Below are 21,939 nucleotides of genomic sequence, written 5' to 3'. Positions count from 1 at the left end.
GGCGGTCGCATGTACATCGTGCGCCAACCCCGTGAGCGCGGCCAGAAGTTCGGGATCTTCACAGCAGAGGCCGCCGTCGGAGAACCGGTCGGTGTATGGACCGCTCGGGCACTGCGTGGCGATGACCGCCCATGGGAACGGCGAGCCGTCCGGAAACTCAAATCCGTCGAGCAGCCCGACCAGATCATGGGCGTCATTCGCGCTCATCTGGCCACCGACGCCCACACCGAAGCCCTGGCCCTCAACCAACCCGACGCCCTGGCGCGGGCCCGCCAAGAGTTGCACGAGGTTCTCGCCCACATCCGCGACCAGGTCGGCGCCGAGCGCGGACATTCGACCGCCGAGATCGTGCGTGCGGCCACCGACGCGATCGAGACCGGCACCTACACCCCAACCGACAGGGATCGACTTCACGCCAGGATGCGCAATCATCTACCCCTGGACCCGATATGGGAGGTGAGGCACGCGGTCGACGCGGTCGAGGAAGCCACCGTTGCCGACAACGGAAACCGCGCTGCCGCCCTCAGACAAGCCGCTACCGAGAACTACTCCCTGTTCGGCCCACCCGAACACGCTGCCATCGACGGAAGCACCAGAACTGCCCCGCCGGCCACCCAGACCGCCACGAACGATTCGACTGCCACTTCGCAACCGGCGGCGCCCCAGGTCGACGCCGGGGCGGTATTCGAGGGACTGCGCGCCTGGCCGACACCCGAGCACCTACCGATCTCCTCCGATGCGGATGGTGAGCATCTGCACCTTCCGCCTCCGCCGGATGCGGTCAAGCTGGCAGCCGCGGCCCGCGCACGCGGGATGCACGGCGTTGTCCACACAGACGGAAGCACCGCAGCCCGACCCGCGCACTTCCGGGCCCGACTGGTGGCCAGGACCGCCCACGGTATTCGACGATTCGATCTCCGATTCGACCTGCAACTCGATGACAGCTACACCTACAATCTGGCGCAATCCCGTGCGATCGATCGGCCGATCGCGGATCCACCGGACCCTCGCGCGCGACCGGCGGTACGGCCGGGCCGACTGATCCACGACCGTCCCGCGCCTCCAGGCCCCCACACCGAGGTCGAATACGGTCCCGAACTCGACGATATCGCCCACGAGATCTGGGAACTCGGTCGCACGAACGTCTACGACCAGCCGGAAGCCCCAACGCCCCGACCTGCCGCTGTCAGCACCTCCGCACAGCGCAGCACCCTCACCGATATCCTGACCGGTCTCGCGCTGGCCGAGCCGGACCTACTCGGTCCCCGGCCCGATCCCGGTCGCGCGATGGGCGCGTTCCTATTCCGCCGGTTGCGGCACTACATCGACACCCCCGCCGCAGAAGTCCCGGGCGAAACCACGGCCGCCGCTCATGACGTCGCCGATCAACTGCTCGCCGCGCCCGGTGCTCTCGATCGACTCGTGACCAAGCTGACCGCCGAGTTGTCCCACAGCGGCCCGCGCCAGGAACGTCACCACCTTCTGCTCGCCGCGGTATCGGATGGCGAGGACCAGGCGCTGCGGCGCGCTGTCGAACTCGGACTCGACCTCGCCACGGAACGCGTCACCGTGATCGACCACGATGCCGTAAACCCGGTCTATCGCATAGAAGCTGGTGGGTCCACGTTTCTGTCGACGCTGTCCCGCGTGAATGGTCTGCACAGTGTGTGGCTCGCCGACGAGCTCTCTCCGGGCTGGGAACGCACCGCGAAGGACACGCCGGTCATCGGCTGGCCCACCTGCACCGCCGACATCACCGCGCTGATCCGCGATCACACCACCGCGGCCGACCGCGAGGCGCGCACCGTACAACACCCCCCAGGCCACACACTCGCACGCAGCGGACGCGAGCAGCCGACCGCGACACCATCCCGTCCGCCCGAACGACACCATCTCGCAACGTCGATCCCATCGTCGCCCACCACGTCCAGGACAGACGGCTCGGAAAACGTCGAGCCATCCAGTGCCTCATCGGGCGCCCCCGCCGCGCAACCACCGGAACCGGATGCCTCGCAGTCGGCCACGACGCAGCAGCATCTCGGTGGACTGAGCGAAGACCAACGCCTGTTGGTATTCGCACTCGGCACCGACAGTGTGATGACCGGCTTGAGTGACGGCACATGGCAGATGCTCAACTCCGCACTGATCACGGGCGACCTTCGTCCGGAAGTCACCGCGTTGCGCCCGCACTGGCGTGGCCTGCACTACACGACCTGGATCGGCACGGTCGGTCTTCGCTCGCCGAACGGACCGTACGATCTGCCCGCCGATGCCGCGGCTGCGACTGTCACCGCAGGCGAATTCGATGCGTTCGCGCGGTCGTTGGATTCCGAGACACGTCGACAACTCGCCGACGACACCAAACCCGCTGCCGAGCGCGACCGCCAACTCCACCGTGCCTTGGAAATCGATCAGATCAGTCCGTCTGTCCGAATCGTCCCCCAGGCCGAGGCGCAAGCCGCTCCCGAGAGCCCGCTCAATCCACCGACCGCGCCGCCCAAGCCTCGCCCGCACCTACCCAACGAACATTCCGGGCACGAGTCCGATGACGCCGGGTCGACGGTCATCGACCGGGACGGGTCGCAGACGCCGAATCCCGTTAGCACGACCATCCAGCCAGACACCTCCACGGTCGCCCCTATAGCACACCAGAAGGATCCACGGCCCGCACCGAAACGGCGACGCCGGCGAGTCTCGGCAGAGTTGACCGCTGATCAGCGGTTGGCGATCTATGCGGTCAGCTCGATCGAGCGAGTGATGCGCAACGACCCCCGGTTCTGGATCACGCACAAGTTCTCCACCTCCGGCGGCCCAGGAACCCTGACGAGTCGAGTCACCGCCCTACGGCCGCATTGGCATGGACTGTGTTACGAACTCCGGGACAAGCGAATCCGAATCGTTTCACTCAACGAAACACGATCGGTGCCGCCCGACGCCGCCGCGGCCACCGTCACCATCACCGAACTGGTGCGGTTCATCGAGGCGGGCGATCCCCGGATACGCGAACAACTCACCGCCGACTCGACCCCCGAAGCTGACCGCAAAACCCTGCTGCGCCGCTTCCTGGGGATCGACGACATCACCCCTTCTCACCAAAGCGGACCGGAACGCACGACGACACCGGCCAACCCCGCGAACACGGACGACCACCCCGCCCCCGCACCGGGGCCACCCACAGATCCGATGCAGCGCGAAGGACAAGAACAACAGCATCCATCCCCCCGGGGCGAAGCTCCGTCCGCGAGGCCCACCGCCGCGACTGCTGAACCCGATCGATCGTCACCGAATCCCCCGGCAAGGAACCCGCACGCGGGCGGACTGGGCGAGGACGAGCGTGTGGCGCTGTACGCGCTGGGTGCTGCCACCATGAGCGCGGTGCTCGGGCCGAACAGCCGAACAGCGATCCGGCGGCTGTACTCCCACCACACCAGTGAAGTGCTGCGCGGTGACGTCCTCGAACTGCGCCCGCACTGGCGCGGGCTGTACTACGAGCCTCGCTTCGACTCCATCCGCCTCAACGCCCTCGACGGTGGCCCGCTACCGGCAGACGCCGCCACCGTCGGACTCACCGAAAGCACCATCGCACAGTTCCAGGCTTCGTTGTCGAACGATCTGCGCCGTCGGCTCGCCGACACTTCCCTGCCCGAGGCCGAACGCACACAGTTGTTGCGCCAAGCGCTGGCGTTGGATCCGTCGACCACTGGCACCGATCACTATGCGCCCCCGGCGAACGAGCCGGGCGTCGACGACACTGAGGTGACATCACCACCGCTGTCGTCCGATACCGAGCCAGTGCGCGCGAGCGGTCCCTACACCCCGGCCCATCCTGAACTGTGGCGGGCACTCGGCCGCGAATTGTCGGCCAACGCCAACCGCGACCCGGAGGACGACCAACCCTCCATCGACCTGCACGACATCACCTATCACCGAGCAGTCCTCGACCGTCTCGCTGTCGAGAAACCCTTGATCAACGACGAGCGGGAGCGCGCCGCCGCAAACGAGCACACGCGGCACACCAAAGCACAACTCGCGGCCGCGGAGCGCGCGTCAGCGATCTTCGATGCCTTCAGCACCCAGTTGTCGAGTGTGTGGGTGAATTTAGGACCGGTCACCACCGATCAGCTGACCGACCTTGTCCATCGGACCGCCGCCGCCGCGCGCCGCGGGGCCGACCCGCTGGCCGGGCTGGCGGAAGAATTGACCCGGATGGCCATCCCTGGTCTGGACAATCGCGCGGTCGTAGGGGCCATCACCACCGCCGCACAACAGTGGCGCGACAACGCGGGAGCCCAGTCCGTGGGTGAACGTGCGTGGGCGATTCCCGTGCCCGACAAGCCGAAGGCCAGCCACGGCAAAGCGGCTCTGGCGAAATGGCTCGCCGTCGCGCGAAACACATCGACTGATGACCGACAGCGCGCGGCACTTCAATTCGCCGCGGACGCGCTGACCAAGACGCAGTGGTCACGCGGTGGCGGGATCATTGCCCAAGGCCGCCAGCTCGCCGAACTCGCCCCCGAGATGCTCAGCGCATACGACAACAACCGATCGACCGTCGACGCCACCATCTCGGCGATCGCCGACCTGGCCGACGAACTCGATCGACTCGGTTACGGCGTAATGGGCGTGGCGATGGTGAAGGGAAACTCCCCTCACTTGAGCGGATTGCTTCGAGACTACGCGAGGGCCTACCGCGACCGGCGCGTCGATCTCGACACCGCCGACGGCCCCCCGATCGCATCTCCCGGCCTGCCGCTGGGGCTGGAGACGGCGTCGCGGATCGCGGCCGCGGGCCGCGCCCACGGATTCGTGATCACCACGGCCTCCGCCTCCGACACGGCAGGCGTGCGGCACATCGTCCGTGGCCGAGACCCACACCGAATGGAGCACGAGTTCGAGCTGGTGTGGCGAGTTCCAGAAGACCACAGTCGGGCGGTGCTGCTGGTCACCCAGTCGCGCAGCACACTCCCCGCCGCACCGCACTCGGTCGAGAGCGATCCGCTGCCCGCGAACATTCTCGCTGCACTGCACGCCCGCATGGCCCCGGCTACGGCGTCGACACCGCCGACCGTCGACGATCTACAAGCCTCAGCCGTCCACGCCGCCGCCGCGACAACCCTGGGCGACGGATTGAGTCTGTCCCTCGAGGGGGCGACGGATGTGCACCTGTCACACCAGCGCGCCGAACACGCCCGGATTTCCGCCGAACTCGCAAACAGCGATACCGAAGCACTGTTCGAGCGCAGTCTGGCAGATGGCACCCGTCGACGAATCGCTTCTCTCGCCCATCGGTCCTCCGTTCAGCGGTCGGTGCGTGATCTGCTCGAGGCCGCAACCGTCTCCCTCGGACACCTCGACGACAGCCAAGCCGACGCACTGTTGATGGCAGTGTACGAAGCGGCGCACGCCAGCGCCCACATCACGGCGGATGCCGCGAATCCGCTGTGGGAGAGCTTCTTCGAACGCCTCTATCATGCCGATCTCGGCACCGAGCACCGACGAGCTTGGATCGAACACACCGCACATCTGCGTGAGGTAGGCCATGCCCCCCCACCGATCGTCGCCCCTGAGTTCGGAGAGCAGAAACGCCGAGTTCACCCCACCCAGCGTTCTACCCCGGATCATCCGAAACCACACGCCCCGACAACAGTGTCGATCCCGTCACCCGCAGAAGCCTCGCCCGCCGTCGCGGTCGAGGGGGAGACGTTCGCGCCGACTGCTCAACAACAAGCCGTCTACGACCATGTCCTGGCCGGCCGGGACGTCAAGGTGCAGGCAGGGGCCGGGGCCGGCAAGACCTCGACCCTGGAAGGTCTGGCACGCCGTATCGGCCTGGCCGACTCCACGGCCCGCATCGTCTATATCGCGTTCAACAAATCGGTGCAATTGGAAGCCGTCGAGCGGATGCCGGCCAACGTCGAGTCCCGCACCGGCCACTCCATCGCCTATCAGTGGGCGCCGCAATACCTTCGAGACCGCCTCGACAACAAGGAAGTCGTCCGGGCACCCGATGAGATCGCTCGACACCTCGGCATCACGCGGCCGCTTCCCTCCGGGGAGCCCGGACCGCTGTCGGTCCCCGAGCAGGCATTGGCAGCAATCCGTACTGTCGACTCATTCGCCTCCAGCGCCGAAGATCACCTCGGACGATCACACCTACCAGCTCGTATCCAGCAGATGCCCGAATCGACCGGTCGACAGGTGCTGGTCCACGCGGAGCGCGCGTGGGCGGACCTGACCGCGGAGAACGGAGTCCTCCGACTTACCAACGATCACGTACGCAAAGCATGGGCTCTGACCCGACCCGACTTGACCAAGCCGGGTTCCGGTCTCAAACGGACCGCCACCATCCTGTTCCTGGACGAGGGCCAGGACACCGCACCTGTTCTTGCCAGAGTGGTCGCCGATCAGCGAATGCGCAAGGTCTTGGTCGGAGACCAGGACCAAGCGATCTACGGCTTCACCGGGGCTGTGGACTACCTGGGCACAGCCCCCGCCGACATCGAACTGCCCCTCACCAAGAGTTGGCGGTTCGGACCCGAGATCGCCGATATCGGCAACAGATTCCTGGAACTGCTCGACTCGGATAAGCGCGTCGAAGGTGCGGGGCCTGCGTCCCGAATAACACACCCGGTCGCGACCATGGCAGACGCCGACGCGATCCTCGTGCGCTCCAACGGCGGAGCGCTCACCCAGATCGCGCGAGAACTCGAGGCCGGGCGGACAGTCGGCGTCCCCAAGGGGGTCAAACCGGAACTGAACGCACTCGTGAACAGCGCCCGCTATCTCCAAGAGATGGACGGATATCTGCTGACAATGGACCGCTCCGCGGCGGTGGCAGGTAGCAGCGCCCGCCTCGACGCACCGAACGCACCGCGGGCGATGCACGAGGACCTGGCACCGTACCGCAGCTGGTCAGAGGTATGCGACGAAGCCGAAAGTGGCGAAGACCCGAAACTGACCATGCTGGTCAACATGGTCGAACACGTCGGCGTCGACGAGATCGACCGCTTGGTACGCCAGGTCCGCGAGGTGACCGGAAACGGACTGGACAAAGTGGCGTTCCGCGACACCGACCGCGCGATGATCGCCGAGGGCGACACCTACCCGCACCGCGCACTCCTGGGCCGCGCCGGATTCGACTACCGCCCCCATCCCGAGGGGCGACGTCATACCAGCGGCAAGAACAAGGGTGCCGTCCGGCAAGTCTGGATCGCCACCGGCACCACCGAACAGCGCAATGCCGCGCGTGCGCGTGTCCTGACGCTCGCAGCACCCGAGGTCATCGTCTCGACCGCACACAAGGCCAAGGGCCTGGAATGGGACCGGGTTCGCATCGGTGACGACTTCCGCGGTCCGACCACGGACCCGGACTCCGGGGAGACCCGCTTTCCCGCCCCGGAAGAGCTGCGACTGGCCTACGTTGCGGTCACACGGGCCCGACAGGTCCTCGACCCCGGCTCCCTCGCCTACATCTTCGACTACACCACCGTCAACGGCGGAACCCCGACACCCTCCGCGCGGTCACTTGCCGCAACGTCCCCCTCCGCCGAACCGGTATCCGCTGCCTCGACGCGGAACATCGCCGGACAGGACGAGTCCCCGCGACCCATCCACGATGCCCCGGCATCTACATCGAACATCGAGGCACTACGCGATCGCGAGCAGCGAGCACACGATCTCATGCGGACCACGCCGACACCTCGGGTATGGCTCGAGGGCAACGCCGAGCCGACCATCATGTGGCGCGAGGCGCAGTTGGCGCGACTGGATGCCGAGATCGCGAACGCGGACCCACCTCTCGCCGGGCAACTGCTCGAGGAGCGCGCCGCGGTCCGCGAGGCCCGCGACCGCCTACATCTGACAAACCTGGTGCGAACCGTAGTCCGCGAATCTCGCAAAAGCTTCACCCGAGGGCATCTCGACACATCGACATCCGGAGTGATCAATCAACGCCTCTGGGATTGCGCGTCGAGGACCTTCGCCGACGGCAATCCCAATTCCGAGAGATGGGCCGAATTCATCACTCCGCTCGGCCGCCTGCACCACAGCGACCGCGACATATGGCTCACCCTGGGGCGGCGCATCATTCGCACCGCTGCCATCGCCGGCGCCGCGAGCAGCGATTCCGCCGACATCGTCAACATCGGCCGCTTCCTCGACTCCGTCGCCAATACAGCCCGAGCGAATGCTGCTCTGCAAGCGATAATCTCGATGCGGACCCACCACGTCCTTACCCGATACGGCGCGACCGCAGCCAGGCAAGCCCTGCGCGACGCCACGAATGCGGACCCGTACAGCACGCACCCGACGTTGCTCCCCGTCGCAAACCTGTTGCGTGGCTCCCAGGCCGTCACCGCGCTGCTGGTCGCCGCGGTGATCGACAGCACACGGACCGATCCCCCCATCGCGGATGACGAGCACTACCAAGAGTGGGCGACCACCGAAATCCTCGATGTCGAGCGCGAACGCCTCGAGAGTTTCAATCCAGACCTCGACGGCCGCAGTGTGCTCACAATCAGCCGCGACGGATTCGACTACACCTTCACCGACGACCCGGTCACTGCCATCGCTGTCCACGCTTGCGGCGAGGAGGAGCTCGATCCGCTAGGCGAAGCCAGCAGCGTCGAGGAGGCCATGGCTGTTCTCCGCATCCACCATTCCGGCGCAGCCGCGCGGTTGAACCCCGACCACACCGCCACACCCGCCGAAACAGCGACGACACCCGACATCAGCCACGCGGCACAGGACCACATCACTCCCGAGCCCTCCGCGAGGGCCGAACCACCTCAGCCACCAGGGCGCGACTACTCCGCAGTCGCGACAGCGTTCGCGCTCTGGTCGCCGGGACGGGTCATGACACCGGCATACGACGCGCTCCGCGCGATCGATGCGGACTGGTTGCGCTCGCTGCTGCGCCACCGCGGATACTGGCCGATTCCCATCGGAGGGCGGGACGAATCCTGGTCTCACCCTGACCTGGCTGGAGAAGTTGTCTTCGTTCCTGCACAACTCGGACACGGTGAAGTGTCCGGCGTGCTCGCCGACTTGGCGGGCGGAATCTTCACCACGCCGGACTTCCGCAACCGAGTGGATGAAAAGCGCTGGTCACACGTGGTATCCGACCTGATCGCGACCGCTCGATACAGCGACCTCGAACTGTCGATACTGCGATCTGTGGTCGAGGACAACGCCCACCGACACCCACGCCTCCCACACCTGCCAGACCCCGCCGAGAGACTGGCCAAATCCCACGCCCTTGCGCAACTGAACGGCCGTCACGGACTCGAGCCACTACGCCAGGTCATCGAAACCTACCTCCGCGAGCACCACGACCGAATCGTGGACTGCTCTGCCGAACAGGCGGTCGCACGACGCCACTCCCGCCAGCGATTCGCCCACAGCCACCGAGAGACCGCCGCCGAGGCATTCGGCGAATCCGACTTCGAGTCCGCCTTGGCCCATCTCGACAGCGCCGAGCTTGTCGACCCGCTGTGGCCAGGCGACGGCAACACCACCTACCACCAACTCCGACAGCGATACAGCCGCACTGGCCGAGCCGCAGCCGATACACCGCCCGCGGACACCCCGTCCGGGGATCGCGGTCGGGCGGCAACGCCCGCCCAGCAACGTCCGCCGACCCCGAAGTCCTACGACACCACCGATCCTCGAGATCTGCTGGACACCATCGACAACGCGCACGATCGCGGGTGGTCGATCTCGTATCGGTGGCGCCACCGCCGCGACAATCCCGCCCCACGGCTGAAAGTGGTGCTCCACAACCCCGACGGCTCGGCGCCGGTGCAGATCAACGCGGTCTGGTCGGCTGATCCGGACGGCCGCGGCTACACCTACGATCCCGAACGATCCTCCATCCACGACCCCGACGGCCCACACGAAACCGTCCCCTTGTCCGAGGTCAACAGCGTCATCAACGCCCGACCTGTGCGGGCCCGCTACGACACCGACTCCGCCGCCACCCATCTCACCGAGCAGATCATCACCGCCGCCCGGGCCGCCGACCAACTGGTTCTCGACCTGGCAAACGCGCTGCACAGCGAAAAATCCGCGCAAACGATCGTTGCTGACTTCGTACACGCTCGCCTGGACACAGAACTCACGCACGCGGAAGGCAAACGCGACACCAACCGTGTCGACATGATCCTCGGGTTGCACGAGCAGATCCCCGTCATCGGCGCCCGCATCGTCGATCTCCTCACTCCCGAAGCCGTCGCACTCCCCTCCGGCGAAGCCGACGTCGCGGCTGCCACAGCCACTCCGCAGATGTCCCCACCCAAAGCACAAGCCCCCTCGGCCGAGGAGGCATCACTCGCGCTCATCGAACTCGCCGAACCACTGGCTCGCCGCGACCCCGTACTGCGCGCCCTGGCTACCTCACACCTGATGCAATCCGGGCCCGACCACGACGCCCCCACACAGTGGCCCTTGGCTCGCGCGGCCCTGCGCGATGTCTACGCACTCCTGACCACCTCGCACCCGGGTACCGCACTCGGCGACCACCTCGCGCACTGGAAGATCGATCCCGTCGACCACCTCGCGCAGAAGCTGCTGCCCCGAATCCTCACCGACCTGGCCGGCACCGCCGATCCCTGGGCTGAGGTCATGAACTCCGGGCCGACTACCACGGATCTGCGGGTCATCAGCCCGACGGAAATCCAGGTCGGCACAACTGATCACGCACCGATCATGCTGGTCAACACCGGCGTGGGCGAGAACCACCACCACTGGACGGCGACTACAGGTGCCGCCGAAGTCACCCCCGCCTCACTCTCCGAAGCGATAGATCGAGCACGCCGCAACCTGCTGCCGATCCCCACCGCCCCTCCACCGCAGCTCGACCCCGACCTCGCTCCGATGGACGGGCTGATCGCATCGTTCGAGCGCGACCTCGGCGGAACCAGCGATCGACGGACGATCGAAGCCGGCGGACACCGCTACCTCATCGACACCGCGGTCACCGCAAGCGGGCCGAATTTCAAGCTGTGGACCGACACCGACAACGACGACGCCGCGCCTCTCAGCGGAAACCAACGGCGCTGGCTGGGTCAGGAGAACTCACTGTCCACAGCCCTGGAACGCATTCGCGAAGATCTCCACCCGATCGCAGAAATCGAAGCGCACAAAGAAGCCCGCCGACGAACGTTCGAGCACGAGTCGGCAACCGCGCCGATGTACCTCGACCGATACGGCGCGACCGTGCGCCTGGACCTCTACGAACCCGTCGAACGCTACGTCGGCGTGCATCTCCGCAGTCCCGACGATTCGATACGACAACTCGTGATCGGCATCGGCCAGCACCACTACTTGGTCGCACAGGACGCCAGCGGGCGAACCTACCATCTCTGGCAGGTCGAACCGATCGGCGATCGATGGCACGCTCGCTCGGGCATCGGCACCACCGACGACCCCGCCGGGATCATGTCCGCCCTGCGTCAACTGCACCGCACACAGGTCATCGACATCGCCTACGACACTCAGCGCCAACGGTCCCGCTCGGCAATAGCTCCGACCGAGACACAGAGCTCTACCCACACCGATACACCGTCGACCAGCGGAACAGCCACCACAGCACGCATCGTCATCGCACACACCCTGCAAGGCACGCTGGTGCACGGCACCAGCCGGACCGACCTGGACCTGCACCAGATACTGCTCAAACACGGATTCAAATTCTCCAAACGCATCGGCCCCGACGGCGCCTGGTATCTGAATCGCACCTGGAAACACCACACCCGCAGCCGCCGCGTCCAAGGACTGGAAGTAGACCTCACCCGCAACGAGGTGTCCTTCCGGACCCAACGAACCGAGTACGACCCCGCCGCCGAATCCTCCTCTGACGCCTCCGGCGTTGCCGGACCTCCGCCGGAACCGGACAGGAGTTCACAGCCGGTACAGACCATCGAACAGGCTCGGGACCGCGCAACCTACAGATTCGAGTACGTGTGGCGACCGATCACCAATCCTCCGCAGTTCGCCAGACCGCCGTCGGTTTACCTCTACGAGGAGCTGGACGACATGATCACTCGCGCAGAGCGGGCCGGGTGGCGACTGACAGACGATCGGTCCGCGCTCCCCCGACGGTTCACACTGAGACTACGAGCGAAGCCTCCCGCGAAACGCCACGAATTCGAGCTCGTTTGGACCAAGGTCCCCGGCGAACGTCGATATCGGTTCCAGCAGGATCAGTCGGTCAGCATCGGCGGGGAGGATGTCGCCGAACAGATTCCTGCCCGCCTGGGCGCGGTGCTGTCCGCATTGAATCACCGACTACCCGCGCCGGACGCAGCATCGGCGCAGCACAACCAGATCTCGGACCAGATCATCGACTCCGCGGTCGCCGCGGCATTCGACGACGAGGGCTTGGATCAGTTCCTCGACTATCCAACTGCCCTGTTCCACGACACCGTCGCCGCCCGCGCACGACATGTGATCACAGAACACATCCGCGCACAGCAAACCAACGCCGAGCGCAACGAGGACGCTCCTCGCATCGCCGTCTGTCGCGCCCTGCTCGTCGACCACCTCGTCCTCGACGACACAGCCCTTGTCGTCGGTGAAATCCGTTGGCGAACAGCACATCTCGACTCGATTGGCGTCGATCTCCCACGCAGCACGATCGCCGTCGACACCCCCACGCCTCCACCGAACCTGCGCGTACTGAGGGACCACGAACGCGCCGCGCACCGGGCCCTGGTCGAATCCGACCTGAGCTCTCCCAGCGAAGGATCCACCCCCGCACAACGTGCCCGGCAGTACTTCACCGCCCGCGTGGCACGCCTGAGCGCCGAACTCGAGCACAGCTCGCCGCGAGCCGGTCGGTCTCGGGAACGGATCATCGCAGAACTGGCCGAGATCGAAGCCCTGACAGCCGGATTCGACGCAGAACAGGACCGCCCCATCACTGCGGCCACCACCACCGCCATCGAGGCACCCAACGATGGGCCAGAGGCCGCCGACCGATTATCCGCCCCGGTCACGCCACCGAGGTCGACCGCGCGGCCGCACCCTGACAACCCGTCTCCCGCGCGGCACTCGAGCGACAACCCAGCAACAGCTCGAGAACAGACAAGACCAGTCGCGACCGCGGCACCGAAGGCATTGGCTCCCTCCGACGCGACCGAGATCGCAGAACGGGCCAGAAAAAGTGGGTGGAGGGTCCATGAGGGCCCTGCCGATCCCGACCGAGCTCGCGACTATTTCCGCCTGGAACTAGAGGCGACCACAGTGCGCGGACATCGCCGGTTCACCCTGCGCTGGCGGCTCACCGGAGGTCGACCGTCCTTCGATCGGACGCGCTCGTTGGCAGCGCACCTGGCCGAGGCCGGCGACGATGAGGGACGACGCCCCACTCTCGACCAGGTAGGGATCGAGGTCGGGTTCACGGCCGCCGATATCACCGTGCTGCCGAGCGCGGCACACGACCCCACGGTCGCGCCGGTTCTGGCCACCGCCGACGTCGAGGCACTGCTCGGAGGGCGAAGCGCCGCGCCGGTCCCACAGTCGTTGGCCACCGCGCTGGCCGTCGAACACGCCACCTGGTCCGCGTTGACAGGTGGCATCGATGACGAGGACTGGCGAGCAGTGCTGGACACCCGCCGCCTCTTCACCGAGGCCCGGATCGCGCGGTTGATCACCGAGCTGGCCCTCGATTCGCAAGTCTGGCCGCGGGCTGGTGACCGAGAAGCCAGGCTGGGTGAACTCGATCGCGCCCGGGAGGACTACGGCGCGGGCCTACACGAGCTCACCGGACTCGACGAAGCGGACAAACAGCGGCTGATAGCCGAGATCGCCTCGGTGGGTCTACCGCACAACAACGACCCTCACCACCGAGGCCCAGAAGGGTTGCGGGCACTGGCCCACGCCGAACTCGACGCATTGGCCGCCGTGCGAGCCGCGCCGGATCCGGAGAATCGATCCGCGTTGATCGCACTGCAAATCCGATACAGCGAGGCAAGGATCGCGCACCTGCTCGCGATGGCGGACACCCCGGACCACGACAATCCGCTGTCCGACCAGCACGACGCCGAGCTCCGTCGGACACTTGCCGATCTGGGCGCTCAACGCGCCGCTGAGCGGGCTAGTTGGCGGACCCGTGATCTCGTGACCTCGTCGGGTTCCATCGCGCGGTCAGGCGACACCGATCCGCGCGCGATCCTCGACGCACTGGATCGCGCCATCTGGTCGATCGCAGACCACCCCACCGCCGCCGGTGAAACCCGCGCGCGGCTCGAACTCGATCTGTTCCGGCTGCGGGTACCCGACACCGAGCGCCTAGATCTCTTGGGGCAGATCGACGCCTTCATCCGCGCCCGCGCGCTGCCCGCTCGTGCTCCCGCGCACAACGAACCTACCGTCACGGTGCCTGCCATAGAAGGGCACTCGGACGAGCCGACGGAGGAGCGAAGTCGTGAGGAGGCCGCGCGCCTGGAAGGACGCATCTTCCAAGCCGCGCAGAGCGCACGGCCACTGGTCGAAATCGCTTCCTCCAACAACACTTACGACCAGTATCTCGGGGTCGCGTTGGACCGCGCTCGCGACGTCATCACCAGTGTCCTGGACGACGAATTCGGTACAGAGCCCGGTTGGTCTCCGCCCGACTCGTGGTCTCAGGTCGCGGGCCGTGAAACGCTGCCAGCGCTGGTCCAACGGGTCGCCGACGCGGTCTGGCGTACCCATAACCCCGTGCTCGAGAACGCCGAATCCGTCGGTATCGAGGTCATCGACGAACTCGCCCCCGCCTGGCCCGAGCCTGCCGAGCCGGACCGGGTGGCTGCGATGGACCTGCTCACCGAATACCTGACAACCACAGGCACATTGGCGCGGATGAGCCGCACCGGAGACCCGGAGTTCTATCGCACGTTCGCCATTCCCGCAGCTACCGAAATCATGCGGCGATGGACCGCCGAGCAGTCCACCGATACCAGCGCCCCTGGCACCGAGAACGGCATCGAGGACGACGTTCAGAGACTTCGCGAGGCGGTCTCGGTGTTGGTCGCATCCGAACCCTCTCCCGTCGCGATCGCGCGGTCGTTGGCTCTGTCGGTGTGGCAGCAGGTGACAGGCTCCGAACTCACCGGTGAGGTCACAGACGGGTTGAACGGCGCTTTCGAGTCCTTCGGCGGGATCGCCGACGAGTACATCGATGAGGACGAGGATCTTCGTTCCGCCTTCGAGATCTGGTCCGTGCGCAGATTTTTCATTGTCGCACTGCCGAAGCCGGGCAGCGGCGTGTACGAGGTATTGGCCTTCGCCGATCCTGATGAGGTCCCGCCCGGCGGAGAGGGGGACGCATTGGATCTGACTGCCGGCTCCGCCTCCCAGATCATGGACGTCATCCGCGCGTTCCAGTGTGAGGACGCCATGGAGGCCGCCGCTGAGGTCGGACCGCGACTCGAACCCCCTGAAGCATCCTTCGTCGCCGAAGAAGCCAGCGCCCGCGGGTGGAGAACTAAGGGTGATTTCCGGCAGTTACATCCCACGGATCGCCGCTACGAATTGCGGATCGACAGCCCGCAAGAAATGGCCGTTCCGGTGCATTATCGGCTGCGCTTCGATCTCAAGGGCCCGTTCGGCCCCTACGTCTACAACGCGGCGCGTTCCAGCCACACCATCGGCGAAGTCAAGACTCTCGGTCCGTCCCTCGATGAGGTCTACGCCCACATCGCTCCCGGCCGCACACGTCCACCCACCCCCGCTCGATCGGCGCGCGCCGGCGACGCGTCTGCGGATCCCGCCGTCGCATCAGGCAGCAGATCAGCGGTCAGCGACGCGCACCCAGCCGGGACGGCACCGATCGAACTGAGCGCTCTCGATCGCGCGATCATCAACGTGGTCACCGACGACTACGCCTCCCTGTTCAAGGGGCGCGGGGGCGCTCAAGCCGTCGCGGCCTACGTTGCGGATGTCGCGATGCGTCACCTGGCTCCCGGCCGGAGCCTGGCCGCGGTCGAGAAGGTGGCTCGGGCGCGTATCAACGAGCGCGGCAGCGAGATCCGCATGGCAACCCAAACGCAGGTTGCCCAACGTCGACGCGAGCGCGCCGCACACGCCGAGCGACTGCGCAACGTCGACGCGATTTCGGCCTATCGAAGCGGCGACTTTTCTCGAGCACTGCTGGTCATCGATCAGGCCGAGCTGATCGATCCCCTCTGGATCGATGACTCCGGTGCCGGGTATGACCGCCTGCGGAACACCATCCTCGACGCCCAGGCCGCAGCACTCGCACGGGACGCCGACGAGGAAGTCATCACCTACACCGCGGCGGCGATCTCGCACGAGGAACGCTCCGACCGGCCCGCGACCTCCGGGACCGTAGACTCGATCGCCCGCAACTGGGTGCATCCAGGAATCGTCACCGTTCCCAGCGGCAAGCGCGCACGAGCACGTGCGAACATGCTCGCGATCGAACTCCTGGCCCGCCTCGACAGCGAGGATCGCCCCGCCGACGCCGAGGAGGCCCCGCAGTTGGCGGCCTGGTCGGGATGGGGCGCGGTATCCGACATCTTCGACTCCCGCAAGTCCGACTGGAACTCCGACCGCGACCGACTACGAGGACTGCTGGACCCGGCAGCCTACGAGGCGGCCGCGGACTCGACCTTGAACTCGCACTACACCGATCCCTCCATCGCGGCGAGAATATGGGCGGCATTGCAGGATGCAGGGTTCGACGGCGGACGCGTGCTCGAGCCCGGAGGCGGCTCGGGCACATTCGTCGGCCTGGCACCGGCCGACGCCGAGATGATCGTCGTCGAGAACGAGCCGATCTCCGCGAAGCTGATCCATCGCCTGTATCCACAAGCGCTCGTGCGCTTGGAGGGATTCCAGCACACTCATCTGCCCCCATGCTCGGTGGTGGCCACAGTGGGTAACGTGCCGTTCGGAAATTGGGAGGAACGCGACCCCACCTACAACCCTCGTGGGCACAACGTGCACAACGCTTTCATTATAAAGTCCCTGCACCTGACCGCCCCCGGCGGCTATGTCGCCGTGATCAGCTCGGCCTGGACGATGGACGCCAAAGACGGCCTCGCCCGCGCCGACATGCTCGCCGAGGCAGATTTCATCGGCGCAGTCCGTCTACCCGGCACAGCCTTCACCCGAGTCGCCGGCACACCGGTCGTCACCGACATCATCGTTCTCCGCAAACGCGAAGCACAACCGGACGGCGTTGAGGCACCCCCACAGCCCGCCGACGTTCTGGCGCGCAATGCGGAGTTCCTGCACTCGATCGATCGCGACTTCATCGACACCGTCACAGGCGAGAACACCAAGCTCGCGATCAACTCGTGGTTCACCTCCAACCCGCAGCACGTACTGGGCGAAATCTCGGCCGGACAAGGCATGTACCGCGGCGGGATGCTCAACGTCACTCACGAGGATCCCACTCTGCTACCCGGACAGGTCGACGATGCACTGCGCGCGATTGTGCGCACGGCGAAGGGGCAGCAGCTCGGGCTGACCGCGCGGTCGGCCGACCTCGCCGAACTCGCGCAGCCACAGTCGGGACTGCTGGTCCGCGATCCCGATCAACTGCTGAGCCATCCCATCGGCATGGTGCGCCACCGCGAGGATGCCGGGTTCGAGACTGCCACCGAGTACGGAACGTGGGAGCCGGTCAAAGTCTTCAAGACCCGAGCCAACGAAACCCGCCAACTGCTGCATCTACGCGACCTCGCCCACCAACTCACCAGCACCCAACGAGAGAACGGTGACGCCCGCGAGCGCGCTCAGGCGCGGAGCCGCCTGAACCGCGCCTACGACAACTATGTCTCGCGCTACGGGCCGGTCAACAGATTCAGCTGGCAGGAAGGGCGCGAACGCAGCCAAGCCGAGCACGACAAACGCTATACCGACCTCGAGATCAAATGGCGTAAGAAGCATTCCGACGACGATGACCGCGCCTATACCGGCGCCCTGCCCGCCGAGGTGGTCGAGGACATCGATGAAAAGGCGTGGACTGCCGCGCCGCGGTCCAAGCGTCGCCCCCATCTCGAGGGCGCGATCGGCCGCGACCCGACTATGGCCTCGGTCTTGGCGCTCGAGCATTTCGACGAACGCACTGGGACAGCACTCAAGTCGGCCATCTTCTCCAAGGATCTCGTTTCCGCACCACGCCAGATCACGTCCACCGACAACCCTGCCGAGGCTCTGTCGATCAGCTTGGGCACTGGACGTGGTGTCGATCTGCACTACATCGCCGAACTCCTCGGAGTCGATTCCGAATCAGCACGAAAAAGATTGCACGGAAAGGTATTCAACGATCCCGATGCCCCCGACAAGCTGATCCCGGCACCGAAATACCTCAGCGGCGACGTCCGCGCCAAGCTCACCCGCGCACGCACGGCCGCAGTCCTCGACCCGGCGTTCGCCGAGAACGCCGCAGCCCTCGAAGCCGTCCTCCCACCATGGCGAGAAGCCGCGCGGATCAAAGTCCGGCCCGGATCCGCCTGGATCCCGGTGGAGGACCACACCGAGTTCGCCCGGCAGACGTTCGGTCTCGAAGAAGTGAAAGCCTCACGCCTCAGCGGCATTGTGCGCTTCGAAAGCGAATCCAAAGCAACCGCCCAAGAACGAAACTGGGGCACCGAGGACCGCAGCGCCCTAGAGCTGTTCGAAGCGCTGTGCAACAGCCGCCAGATCTCGGTCAACCACTCGAAGCAACAGCTGGCCGACGGAGCGCCCCTGATCGACACCAAGGCCACCGCCAAAGCCCAAGCCCAAGCCGACCGCATCCGCGCAGAGTTCCGTCGCTGGCTGTGGGCCGATGGCCAACGTCGCGAACGGCTGGTCAACCTATTCAACACCACCTTGAACTGCATGGTGGAGCCACGACACGACGGCCGTTCCCTCATCGTGCCGGGACTGTCGTCGGAGATCACGCCCTACCGCTACCAGCTCGACGGGGCCGCGCGCGGTATCAACGAGCCCACGACGCAGCTCGACCACGTCGTCGGTGCCGGCAAGACCGGCACGATGCTGATGATCGCCTGGTTGCTGCGCCAGTACGGGCTACGCAACCAGCCGTGGTTGGTCGTCCCCAACCACATAGTCGAAGACGTCGTCGAATTCAGCAAGACCTGGTTCCCGACCTCGATCGCTCTCTCTGCCCCGCCGGGTATGGATGCCGCGGAGCGGCGCCGCTTCGTAGCCCAGACAGCGACCAGCGATTGGGACTTCGTCATCGTGGCCGAGTCGACGTTCGAGAGGATCGGTGTCAAACCGGCACGGCGCGCCCGATACATCAACGAGCAGCTCGCTACCGTCGACGCTAAGCTCGAGGAGGCCGACTCCGGCGACGACGTCCCGAACCGCAGTGTCAAGGATCTGGTCCGAGCCAAGAAGCAGCTCGCGACCAGGCTCGAAAAGCTCACCGAGGGTGCCAAGGACACCGGCCTGACCCTCGAAGACAGCGGGATGGACTACCTGCTGATCGACGAGTTCCACCGCTACAAGAACAAAGGCCGCTTCTCACCCGTGCCCGAGGCTTCGTTGTCGCCGGGCTCGGGACGTGCGGAGAACATCGCGATCGCTCTGGCTCTGCTGCGGGATCGCGCTGCCGCCGAGGCGCTCACACGAGGGCGAGCTCCGGCCATCGAGACCATGCGCATCGCAACCGCCGCGACCGGCACCCGCATCGCCAATGCATTGGTGGAGGAATGGGTCCATCAGCAGTATCTCCGTCCGGACTTGCTCGAGGAACGCGGCATCGCCGACGTCACGGACTGGGTATCGGTGTTCACGAGCCTCAAGTCCGTCGTCGCCACCAATGTCTCCGGCACCAGTGTCACCGCCATTGAGAAGATCGCCAGTTACGCCAATCTCCCCCAGATGCTGGCGCTGACCCGCGTTTACACCGACGTCGTCACTCGCAGCCAGGTACCGGCGAAGCTGCCCGCACTTCATGGCGGAGAACGCCGGGTCGTTGCCTTCGACCCTTCTCAGGAGATCAAAGACTTCATCGCCGACCTCGACGACCGCATATCGGAGCTGGATCCCGACAAAACCTGGCAGGACAACCCTCTCAAAGTCCTCTCTGACGGCCGCAATGCCGCACTGGACGCTCTACTGGTCGGCTTGGACTCCGAACTCGCCAACACCCGCGCCTTCAACGTGGCGCGTGAGATGCTCACCATCTATCACGCCAACAAGGACAACCGGTACCGCTCGGTCAACGGCGAACCGCATCCGGTGCCGGGCGCATTGCAGATCGGGTTCTGCGACCGCGGCACCCCCACCGGCGTAGCCAAGGATCGCTCCCTCTACGTCACCCTCAAGAAGTTACTGGTCGCGGGGCTGCCAGAACTCGGGCTGGACGGCATGCCCGAGAACAAGATCGCATTCATTCACGACTTCGCGAAACCCTCGGCCAAACGCCAACTCAGCGAGGACTGCAAGAACGGCCACATCTCGGTCCTGCTGGGCAGCACCGAGAAGATGGGCACGGGCATGAACATCCAGACCCGGGCTATCGCCGAACATCACATCGATGTCCCATGGCGCCCGGACGAGCTCGAGCAACGCGAAGGCCGCATCATCCGTCAACACAATCAGAACGAGCTCGTCCACATCCTCGTCTACGTCGCCGAGGGCACTATCGACGCTTTCATGTGGTCCAAAGTGCAGTTGAAAGCCGAATTCATCGAGCAAGCCCGTACAGGTCGAGCAGACCTCGACGAGATCGAACAATTCGATGAAGGAGACATAGCCCAAGCAGCGGCGCTGACCAAGGCCATAGCGACCGGCGACCCCCGCCACGTCGCCATCGCAGAACTCGAGCAAGTGGTGATCCGCCTCGGCAACCTCGAGGAAGCCCACAGCGACAGCGTGCACCGGGCCCGAACCAGGATCGCCACTCTCCCATCCGAGATCAGGCAGATCAAACGATTGACCGACGCCGCCACACCACATCTCGCGGCCGCCGCCGCCTGGGGGCTCAATCCCGGCATGATCAGCGTAGGCGGTCAGACCTACGACGACCGCGGCAAAGCGAACCGAGCGCTGCTGACAGCCGCGCGGCATGCCTTCTTCGAGGCCGACGCCGCATACAAACGCAACGGCATCACCACCGGTACGCGCCCGATCGCGATCATCGATGGTCACACCGTGAACGCGACGCTGGACCCGGTCTACAACGTCCTGCATTTTCAGATCGGCGACCTGCCGGTCAGCGCTCGCATCGAACGCGAGAACCTGTTCCCCCAAGTCAAGACCGCCGACAACAACGACCCAGACAAGAAGAATGCCGCCAAACCACCGAACGACGCGGATACCGCCCGCGGCCTGAGCGCACGAATTTCCAACGCATACACCAAACTCGACAAGAAGGTCATCGAGCTTCGTGCCGACCTGGAACAGAAGGACTCCGAACTCGAATACTCCCGAAACATCATCGGCAGCACATACGAACACGCCGACGAACTCGTCACCGCCAAGGTCGAACTGACCAAGCTGCGCCTGGAAGTCAACGCCGCCCAGAACTCCCCCGAGGCCGTGGCCGCCCGCCACGCTCGTGGAGAACGACTCCTCGCCAAAGGCCGATTGCCAGGCTGGTCGCGGTTCCTCAACCCCACCGAAGAAACCGTCCGCCGATCATCGTTCGCCACCAGAGACCAGTACATCGCCGCCGCGCGCGCCGACATGGCCGAACGCGCCGCACTCTATGCCCAAGACCCCGACCTACTACCAGTGGGCAACAACGACCCGTCGGCGCAGAGTCCTCCGCCTCTTCCGCCAGCGACCAACATCGTCATCGACGCAGTCGCCCCCGACGCAGACCCACCTCCCGCTCCGGATTCCGCCGCGCCGAAGTCGAATCTCGCACCCGCGCCGACCAAAGCCGCTGCGAACCGCGACCCAGCCGAACGCCGGCGTTCCATGGCACGTCAACCAGTCCCGAGCGCCACACACGGGCCGCGACCATAG

General features: G+C 65.8%; 1 protein-coding gene (running past one end of the window). It reads left to right on the top strand.

Annotation, left to right across the window (positions count from 1 at the left end; genetic code table 11):
- Positions 1 to 21,939, top strand: the 3' portion of a protein-coding gene (locus tag ON30_RS35010) for a helicase-like domain-containing protein (RefSeq protein WP_157184070.1). It extends 5,418 nt beyond the left edge of the window; the window shows 21,939 of its 27,357 coding nt (coding positions 5,419-27,357); its start codon lies off the left edge, out of view; the stop codon is at positions 21,937 to 21,939.

The organism is Nocardia takedensis NBRC 100417 (genome assembly GCF_000308695.1).
Classification (GTDB): Bacteria; Actinomycetota; Actinomycetes; order Mycobacteriales; family Mycobacteriaceae; genus Nocardia; species Nocardia takedensis.
This window is presented reverse-complemented; position numbering and strand designations above follow the sequence as displayed.